The following is an 8,544-nucleotide window of genomic DNA, read 5'->3' on the forward strand; positions in this document are numbered from 1 at the left end:
CAAAAACAGACTGAGCGCAGTTATATCCCTGTGTGAAAAGAGCGACTGCCTTTTCGGTATGATCGTACTTCATCAGTGGTTACCGCAACTGTGAGTTCCGCAGCCATGATCTCCGCAGGAATGACCTTCGCCGTGTTCATGGTGGTGGTCGCATGTAGGGTTCTCATTCTGAACAAGTGTCTGTGCAAGGAATGCCTTTACAGCTTCGTCAGCACTTCCCATATTACCACCGTAAAGAGTAATGCCTGCTTCCTGCATAGCCATCTGCGCACCGTCGCCGATGCCTCCGCAGATCAGAACGTCAGCCTGAGCGTTTTTCAGGAAACCCGCAAGAGCGCCATGTCCTGCACCCATTGTTCCGACTACCTGCTCATTGATTATCTTGCCGTCAGCAACATCGTAAAGCTTGAACTGCTCAGTCCTGCCGAAGTGCTGGAATATCTGTCCGTTTTCATAAGTTACTGCAATTCTCATAATCTTGCTTCCTTTCCGAGTTATCTCCTCCGAGATAGTGTTGTAAAGAGTATAATTTCCGCCCGAAATGACAATACGTCTGCCCTCGACCAGCGCTTGTGCAAGCTTTTTTCTTGCCGTGTCGTATATCGCCGTGACGGTCGTTCTCGACACGTTCATTTCAGAGGCACATTGCTCCTGCGTCTTTGAATAATAGTCTATAAGACGTATGCTCTCAAACTCGTCAAGCGACATTACTATCGTATCGTTTGCCTTGTCCTGATCGGGAGCAAAGCTCCAGTAATCGGGATAACAGCAGATACGGCGGGATTTCTGAGGTCTTGGCATATCAGTATCTCCTTTCTGACATATGTCGATTATATCGCAATATCTGACTTATGTCAAGTATTATCTTTGTGTTTCCGGATATTGACTTGTAGGTTTACAATAGAAGTAAGACAATTAATAAAAGGCAGCGGAGCAGCATAGACCTGTGTTACATTTATGTTCCGAACATAAAAGCAACAGAAGGTCAGCTGATCCGCCATGAATACTATAACACAGATCACCGCTCGCCGTCAATCCATAATCAACTATTCAAAGAAAAAAAGGTATAACAGCAGCTGCGAAAAGTTTTTTCAGCTATGAACGTTCAGAAAGTTCTTCAGATCATAACGTTTTTTATGCAGACATAATGAACAAATATTTCCTCACATCACTATATCGTGGAATCAAATATACAGTTCGAGCCGAGGAAGATCTTCGGCTCGGTTTAGTTATTTGGGAAGGGCTGGGGGCAGTTTGCGCTTACTTTGAAGTACTTATATTATTTATTATCTGTTTCCCATAGCAACAGTATAGACCTTTTCGATCAGCGTCAAAGCGCCCTTGTATCCTACATAGCTTCTGTTAAGAACGACTTCATTTGCAGAAGGAGTCGATGTTTCGATCAGTTTAAGATTCTTGTCAGCTGCTATCTGTTTTTCCCATGAGCTGCCGAAAATAACCCCGATCTCGCTGCCGAAATCTGTTTCTTCCAATATTTTTTCGATCCAGTAACCGTCTTCAACGAATTCAGGTTCCAATGATACTTCGTCATCTTCTGTCAGATGATGATAGACATCACGTATCTTATCACGGTATTTTTCAGGCGGATTATCAGTGATGACAGCCTTTAACGGAACAAGTCCGAGCTGATCCGTCAAAAATTTAGTAAATGCTGTATTATAAGTACTGTCGCCAACAATGGCAAATTTTGCAGGAAGTCCAAACCAATACTGTGAGAAGAAGCTCGCAAAATGTTCAATATAATTATAATATTGCTTGGACTCTTCCTCAATGAATTTTTCTGACTTGGTTTTATCTATGCCCGCAAATTCAACGACCTGACGCAGGAATGCACTGGTTGCTTCTTCGCCGATGGGAATAACAGGAATATGAAGATAGGGCTGCTTGTATTTTACTTCAAGATGTTTAACTGTTTTTAGTCCTACCCACGGAGAGATCAGCAAATTAAAGCCTGCTTTCGGAATCTTTTTCCAGCTTTCCGAGCCTTTGCTGAGCGAACCGAACAGAATATTCACTTCAAATCCTGCACCTTCCAGAATTCGTTTTATTTCTTCATAATCTCCGCGCCAGAATGAGTTGAAGTAAGGCGTTTCAAACCAGAGATTGACAAGTTTTTTCTGTTTTCTGCCCTTATATTCACCTACAAACTGATCTATGATCGCAATAGATACATTTTCATGTCCAAAAAGATTATTCCCCTTGAAACCTGCCGTGCCTGCGCTCACAATGGAATAGCCCTGATTTCTGTATTTTTTTACGACAGCTTCAACGTCATCACCGACAAGTTCGCCTGAACAGCCTGTTAAAACAACGAATAGATCGCCCTTCATGATTTTCAGAGTTGATTTTATAAGATCGTCAAGTTTCTTTGCGCCGCCGAATACTACTTCGTTTTCGCCCCAGTTAACGCTCGGGATATTTCCTGCACCGGGGTACGCTGTGCCCTGCGAAGCTGTTGTGATAATACCGGCTTGCTTACCGATACAGCCGGGTCCGCAGTTAGCGATAGGAACTGCGCCGGGGATCGCTGCAACAGAAAATGCAGCTCCGATCGCACAGCCATAGCGAGGGTGTGTAATTGTATTTGTTCTTTTGATTGTTGTATCAGCCATTTAAGGGATCTCCTTTGCTTTCTTCGTTTTCATCCAAAAGTTCCGGATGTCTTGCAAGAATAAACGGATCTGACTGACTGAGCCACCAATCTGTATATCCCAGCTCTGTATGCCTTGCAAGAATACGATCAAATCTCTTGCGGGCAATTATATTCAAGATAATGCGTCCTGTTCTGAGGATTCCGTCATAGCCTATAGGAATGCTTTCATCACCCATTGCAAGCGAGGGAATGCCGAGTTTTGCTGCAATTGTTGCAAGTCCGCCGTGCCTGATAATTACAAAATCAGCTTTTGAGCGTTTAAGGATCGCAGGAAGCTGGAACGGCTGAGTTTTGCTTACTGTAAAATACGGGATATCACCGTAAGTGTCCACAAGAAATTTCAGTGTGTTCTGATTCTCCTGACCGCTGTCATAAACAGGATCATGATGAAAGACGATAGAACCGTCTACACCTATCCCAAGCTCCTTCAGAACGGAAGTCAATCCGTGTGCATACGCTGAACCTGTCATTACAAATCCGTACAAACCTTTCAGTTTTTCGCGTAATTCATCAAGTTCAGGCTGTATTCTCTTATGTTCGCTCTCGATATATTCTTCCACAATTTTTTCTTTGCCGACGACCTTGGCGATTGTGCGCAACCATTCATCTGTTGCAGCTATCCCGTATGGCTGCGGAGCATTGATCTGCGGAACACCGAAATGTTCCTCAAGTGCGGTCGCCATATACGAGCCGAGTGTATGGCAGAAGGTCGTAGTGGCAACCGCTTCACTTGCCTGTTTCAGCTCGTCATAGCTTGCCATATCCACAAGATAATTGACGCGAAGTCCCAGCGGTTTAAGGATATCGCTGAAATAATCAGTTCCCCATAATTGTACGATATTTATCAGGTCTTTTTGCTTTTTCTTAGGATTTTTCTCAACAATACTGCGCAGTATACCGTGCTGTGAGATGTCAAAGCCCGTACTCCAGTGCTTTGAACGAAAGCCCTCACAGTGCAGCGGTATCACTTCAATGCCAAGCTCGTCCTGAAGCTCATATGCGATACTGTCGATATCTTCTCCGATTATCGCAGTTGAGCAAGCCATTGAAATGAATACAGCCTTCGGAGAATACCTGTAATAGGCATCTCTTATTGTCTGGCGAAGCTTGTCGCTTGCACCGAATACCATGTCTTTTTCAAGCAGATTAGTGCTTAATATGCTTATTGTCTGCGGCTGCTTGTGTCTTCTGGCAAGTCCGATATTCATTGATATATTCAGACCATGCTGCTGTGCCGAACATCCGATCGGAGAATGCTCTACCAGAATGCAGTCAGTAATGTTTCCGATCTGACATGAAACCATTGCGTGAGCGCAGGTCGTTTCCTGACTGAAAGGCATATTCAGTTCGCAAAGCTGACAGGCTCTCCCCCTCTTTCCGCAGCATTTCTGCTGTTTTTCTGCACTTCGCTCTTCATAGTCTGAGGCTTTTGTCAGTTCTGATGCCGAGCCGTCCCATGAAGTTATAGTTCCAAGTCGCATTTCTCGATTGTCACACTCTGACATTGACAAGTTTATTTTTCTTGTTGAGGTCATATATTTAGCCTACCTTTCAGTTATTCCATCTCAGGAAGTATTTTTGCAGTGCTGTTGAAATTACCGAGATAAGGCATATAATAACGCCAAGAATGATAATTCCAAGGATAACACGCGGATAATCACCAAATTTAGCATAGTACTGCACATAATAGCCGATACCTGACTGTCCGCCTATCATTTCAGCGGAAGTAAGCATCAGGAATGAGACTCCGAGTCCCTGTGCAGCTCCTGCGAAAATATTTGGCAAAGCAGACGGAATAATAACGTGCAGCAGCAGTGCAGTTGTTCCGACACTTAATGATCTTGCCGTATCCAGTATTCTTTTCTCCACACTTGAAACACCTGCGATCGTGCCTTTCATGATAGGCCAGTATGCGGACAAAAAGATTATAAATTTTGAAACAGTATTAAAAGACGAATGTAGCCTGTAAATACTGTTTGTACAGAGCTGATTATGCCTTCCGAGAGCTTGTCAGTATCTTTCACAAGATACCACACAACTTCTCCCGGTGCAGGAAATATCAGCGGATCGAGGGTCTGTGTCTTTGGTGCAAGTATCGTCCATGCTGTAAGAATAACATATATCACAGATAAAATGTTTCCGAAATCCCGCAGGAAATTTTCCTTTTTAAAGAATGCGGAGAAAATAATGAAAATGACTTCAGCAGACGAAACCGCAGCTATTAAATGTGATCGGTACTCATTAGCCTCTGCTTTCGAGGGGAGTAACTGGACCAGAAGTAAAATTGCGAATAATACGTGGGTAATTCGCAGAAATCGTTTTTTTATCGTCATTTATTGCCTCCTGTTCTGCTTCATAGAAGGAAAATATTATCTCTTTCCTGAACTCTCTGTAAGTTTCTGTATCTGTCAGTTCTTCACGAATGCGAGGTCTTTTAAACGGAACCTTTATATCCTTGTAAATACGTCCGGGATTTGGCTGCATTATAACTATCCTGTCCGAAAGGAAAATAGATTCGTCCACATCGTGTGTAACAAAAATAACAGTTTTCTTCTCTTTTTCGTTTCTCCACAGTGAAAGCAGAAGATCCTGAAGAGATGCTCTTGTTTTTGTATCCAGAGCGCCAAAAGGCTCGTCCATAAGCAATATTTCCGTATTTGTAGCAAGAGCTCTTGCGATCGCTACCCTTTGCTGCTGACCTCCTGAAAGCTGAAGTGGATACATATTTCTGAAATTGGTCAGCCCCACCTTTTCTACGAACTCATCTGCAATCGCATAACATTCTTTCTTGCTGAGTTCAGAATGAAGCTGCCGAACTCCGAACGCAACGTTCCTGCGAACAGTCATCCATGGAAAGAGGGAATAATTCTGAAATACGAGGCTCCTGTCTTTGCCCGTACCTGTTACAGGCTTGCCGTTTATGGTGATATTGCCTGCTGATGGTTTGCGGATACCGTCGATAAGGGTGAGAAGTGTGCTCTTTCCGCAGCCGCTTGCACCGAGAAGGCTGACAAATTCACCTTTTTCTACATCAATATTGATATTCTTCAATGCGGTAAAGCTTTTATTCTTGATCCCATATTCCATGGAAAGGTCTCTTATCTCAATTTTGCTCATGATTTCGCACCTCCCGTATAGTTCCAGTTATCGTCATAGATATCAAAGAAATCTTCTCTGGTATAATTGACGTTGTATTCTTCAAAATGATCCAGCATATCTTTCCAGAACTGTTCTTCCGGTTCTTCTGCTGAAATTTCTTCCAGTGCCTGCTTGTAAAGATCGGTGTTTATAGCAGACTCCATGTCAAATTCTTCAATATATCCTCCGCTGAGCAATGCATCATACCATACCCAGACAGCCTTTGTTTCAGGATCAGGAGTAGAACTGATGTACTTGCCGTAGGTCTCGTTCTTTATGACTTCAAGATCGGTATCGCAGTATTTTGCAATATCCTTGCAGGTCTTATCCTGATTTTCCTGATAGAATTTATATGCTTTGATAAGAGCACGAAGATATGCAACATAGCGCTCAGGGTGTTCTTCTATAAGTGTTTTTGATGCCAGATTTCGGCAGCACGGATGATCGTTGAAAGGCTCGTTCTGTCCCGAATAATCGAGGATCACGTATCCTTTCTGCTCAGCAATGGCTCTGAATGGTGTATAAACGCTAACTGCATCAATATCCTTGTTCAGCAGTGTTTCCAGCCCCGCACTCTGCATATTCTCAAAATAAACATCTTTACCGATCTCATAGCCGAGATTGTGTTCAAATACATAACGATATACAATGTCTGTAACGCCCTTGTCCACATTTGCGATGGTTTTACCTTTCAGCAGTTCAAGACTGTAATCTTTCGGATCAACACCCTTGACCAGCTCGGGCTTTACTACCAGTGCGTGGCCTTCTTTCATGATACCGCCGATGATCTGAAGGTCTGCTCCCTGAGATATGTATGCAATACATGAAGTGCTTCCGATCGCTGCCGCGTCAAGCTTTCCTGATGCGACCGACATAACTATATCTGTATTTCCGTCAAAATTTGAAAGTGATACGTCAAGTCCTTCATCTTCAAAGAAGCCTTCTTCTTTAGCTACAAAATATAAAAGATGTCCTGTTGACGGCAGATATCCCAAAGAAAACGGTATAAGTTCTTTGGATTTTGAATTTGTTTTTTCCTGTGATCTGTCCGAACAGCCTGTCATCATAAACACACTGATAACTGATGCTGTAAGCAGACTAACAACTCTTTTTCCCGAATTATTGAAACGCATATTTTTTCCTCCTGTATGTGAAGCTTATGATTTATACTTTTGTGCTACACATTCGTTTCATACAGCGTTTCGCAAATGAAAAATTATGTTTATCTATCCCTTTTCTCATTGCCGTGTCACTTCCTTCCAGTTGAATTATGTGCATATTATAGCATACAAAAATTTGTCTGTCCAATACAGATTTATAAGCATTATATATCGAAAATACCGATAGGTTTTCGATTTTTATATTGTTAAACTATCTTTTTTTATAACATTTGCAAGCTCACTAATAATTTTGTATCAATAAAAAGCGTGAACGCTTCTGAATAATCAGAAGCGTTCACAAGGTCTTACACTTATCTGAAATCCATGCAAGAATTATTTGTAATTGCTTGCAGGATCAGGATAAACTCGGTATGCAGGTCCGTTTTCACACTTATAGCCATCGCCTGCCCATACCTCTATCTGAGTTGGATCGTCAAGGCGGTAACAGATCAGCCAGCGTATCAATGGAAGGCTTCCGCCGTCCTCGCGCTTGTTATACGGCATTTTGACCTGGAAATTCTTACCTTTCTGCTGTCCTAATTTCATATCGAGCTCAGCGCACATTTTATTTACAAATGTCTTATATCTCTTGTCAGAATAATCCCATGTTCTGAAAACGTGAGTTATATGCGAAGGATTCTTCCAGTCGCCGCCTGTACTGTGACTACGACCGTCAACTCTCGCAACCACGGTAAAACGATAATTTCCCTCTTCTGCAAGAGGTGAATTAAGATCTGTTATTCTCTGAGAATAAGTACTCGATACACCTTTATACTCGGTTGTTGTGTTTACGACACAACCGCCAGGAGTTGATTCATAAGCGACCCATGTATTCTGCGGCGTATAGAACGATTCATATGCGTCCTCGTCGCAAAGCGCAAGAGCTGCTGCCATATATATCGTTCGTCCGTTCTCGACAGTTGCCTTCTTTTTTGAAAGCACTAAATATCCTGATATTGCAGGTGCGATCATAGCTGCAAGAACACTGAGTATTGCAATAACTATTATCAGCTCTATCAGTGTAAAGCCACGACGTTTTCTCATATTCTATACCCCCTTACAGGAAGATCTCTTTAAATGCATTAAGTGCATATCGAATATGCACTTTAAATACTATTAAGTTCTTCCTTTTTCCTTGGTTATATGATACCATACAATTCAACAAGTTTTATGGATTTTTTGTTAATTCTCCACTAAACCAGTGAATTTTTGTTGCTTTACATAATTTCAAGTACTACATTTAGTAAATTTTCACAAGTGTAAATCACGTAAAAATATACAAGTCGGAATAGTTTTTTATGCATAAATAACCAGTATATTCCACTCAGGATCACACTGCACAGAATAATTTGAAAAACACATATCATGTTCTCACATTTTATCTTTCATCGAAAAGCAAATATAAAAATATCGGCTCCTCACGGAGCCGATATCAGCCTGTCGAAAAAGTCCAGCGAAAGCTGGTCTTTTTCGCATTTATGTGGTATAATATAGGAGAAGGGAGCTGAGTAGAATGGTGAGCGAAAACAGAGCGGAACGAAATCAAATGGAAATGTTTTGTATCGACAGTTT

Annotated in this window: 8 protein-coding genes; all 8 read right to left on the bottom strand. The window is 42.0% G+C overall.

The genetic code is table 11. The annotated features are described in order from the left end of the window. Window positions 1-72: 72 nt before the first annotated feature. A complete protein-coding gene (locus K6G33_RS12645) occupies window positions 73-801 on the bottom strand; it encodes a DUF134 domain-containing protein (RefSeq protein ID WP_296780093.1) in 729 nt (242 codons plus the stop codon). Window positions 802-1,286: 485 nt separating this feature from the next. Further along, window positions 1,287-2,633, bottom strand: coding sequence for a nitrogenase component 1 (locus K6G33_RS12650; RefSeq protein WP_296780095.1), 1,347 nt, complete (start codon window positions 2,631-2,633; stop codon window positions 1,287-1,289). Then, the gene (locus tag K6G33_RS12655; RefSeq protein ID WP_296780097.1) at window positions 2,626-4,209 is read right to left on the bottom strand and encodes a nitrogenase component 1; all 1,584 of its coding nucleotides are present in this window, start codon (window positions 4,207-4,209) and stop codon (window positions 2,626-2,628) included. Before K6G33_RS12655 ends, K6G33_RS12650 begins: the two co-directional genes overlap by 8 nt. A gap of 16 nt (window positions 4,210-4,225) precedes the next feature. After that, the gene (locus K6G33_RS12660; protein ID WP_296780100.1) at window positions 4,226-4,573 is read right to left on the bottom strand and encodes an ABC transporter permease; all 348 of its coding nucleotides are present in this window, start codon (window positions 4,571-4,573) and stop codon (window positions 4,226-4,228) included. Window positions 4,574-4,599: 26 nt separating this feature from the next. Next, window positions 4,600-5,007 (bottom strand): hypothetical protein, encoded by a 408-nt coding sequence (locus K6G33_RS12665; RefSeq protein ID WP_296780107.1) that lies wholly within the window; start codon window positions 5,005-5,007, stop codon window positions 4,600-4,602. Next, window positions 4,916-5,791, bottom strand: coding sequence for an ABC transporter ATP-binding protein (locus K6G33_RS12670; RefSeq protein WP_296780102.1), 876 nt, complete (start codon window positions 5,789-5,791; stop codon window positions 4,916-4,918). Before K6G33_RS12670 ends, K6G33_RS12665 begins: the two co-directional genes overlap by 92 nt. After that, entirely contained in the window at window positions 5,788-6,945 is a 1,158-nt protein-coding gene (locus tag K6G33_RS12675; RefSeq protein WP_296780104.1) for an ABC transporter substrate-binding protein, read from the bottom strand. Before K6G33_RS12675 ends, K6G33_RS12670 begins: the two co-directional genes overlap by 4 nt. Before the next feature lie 360 nt (window positions 6,946-7,305). Continuing rightward, window positions 7,306-8,016, bottom strand: a complete 711-nt coding sequence (locus tag K6G33_RS12680) for a type II secretion system protein (RefSeq protein WP_296780106.1) — start codon at window positions 8,014-8,016, stop codon at window positions 7,306-7,308. Between the last annotated feature and the right edge of the window lie 528 nt (window positions 8,017-8,544).

Origin of the sequence: Ruminococcus sp. (assembly GCF_024691275.1) — a bacterium.
Taxonomy (GTDB): Bacteria; Bacillota; Clostridia; order Oscillospirales; family Ruminococcaceae; genus Ruminococcus.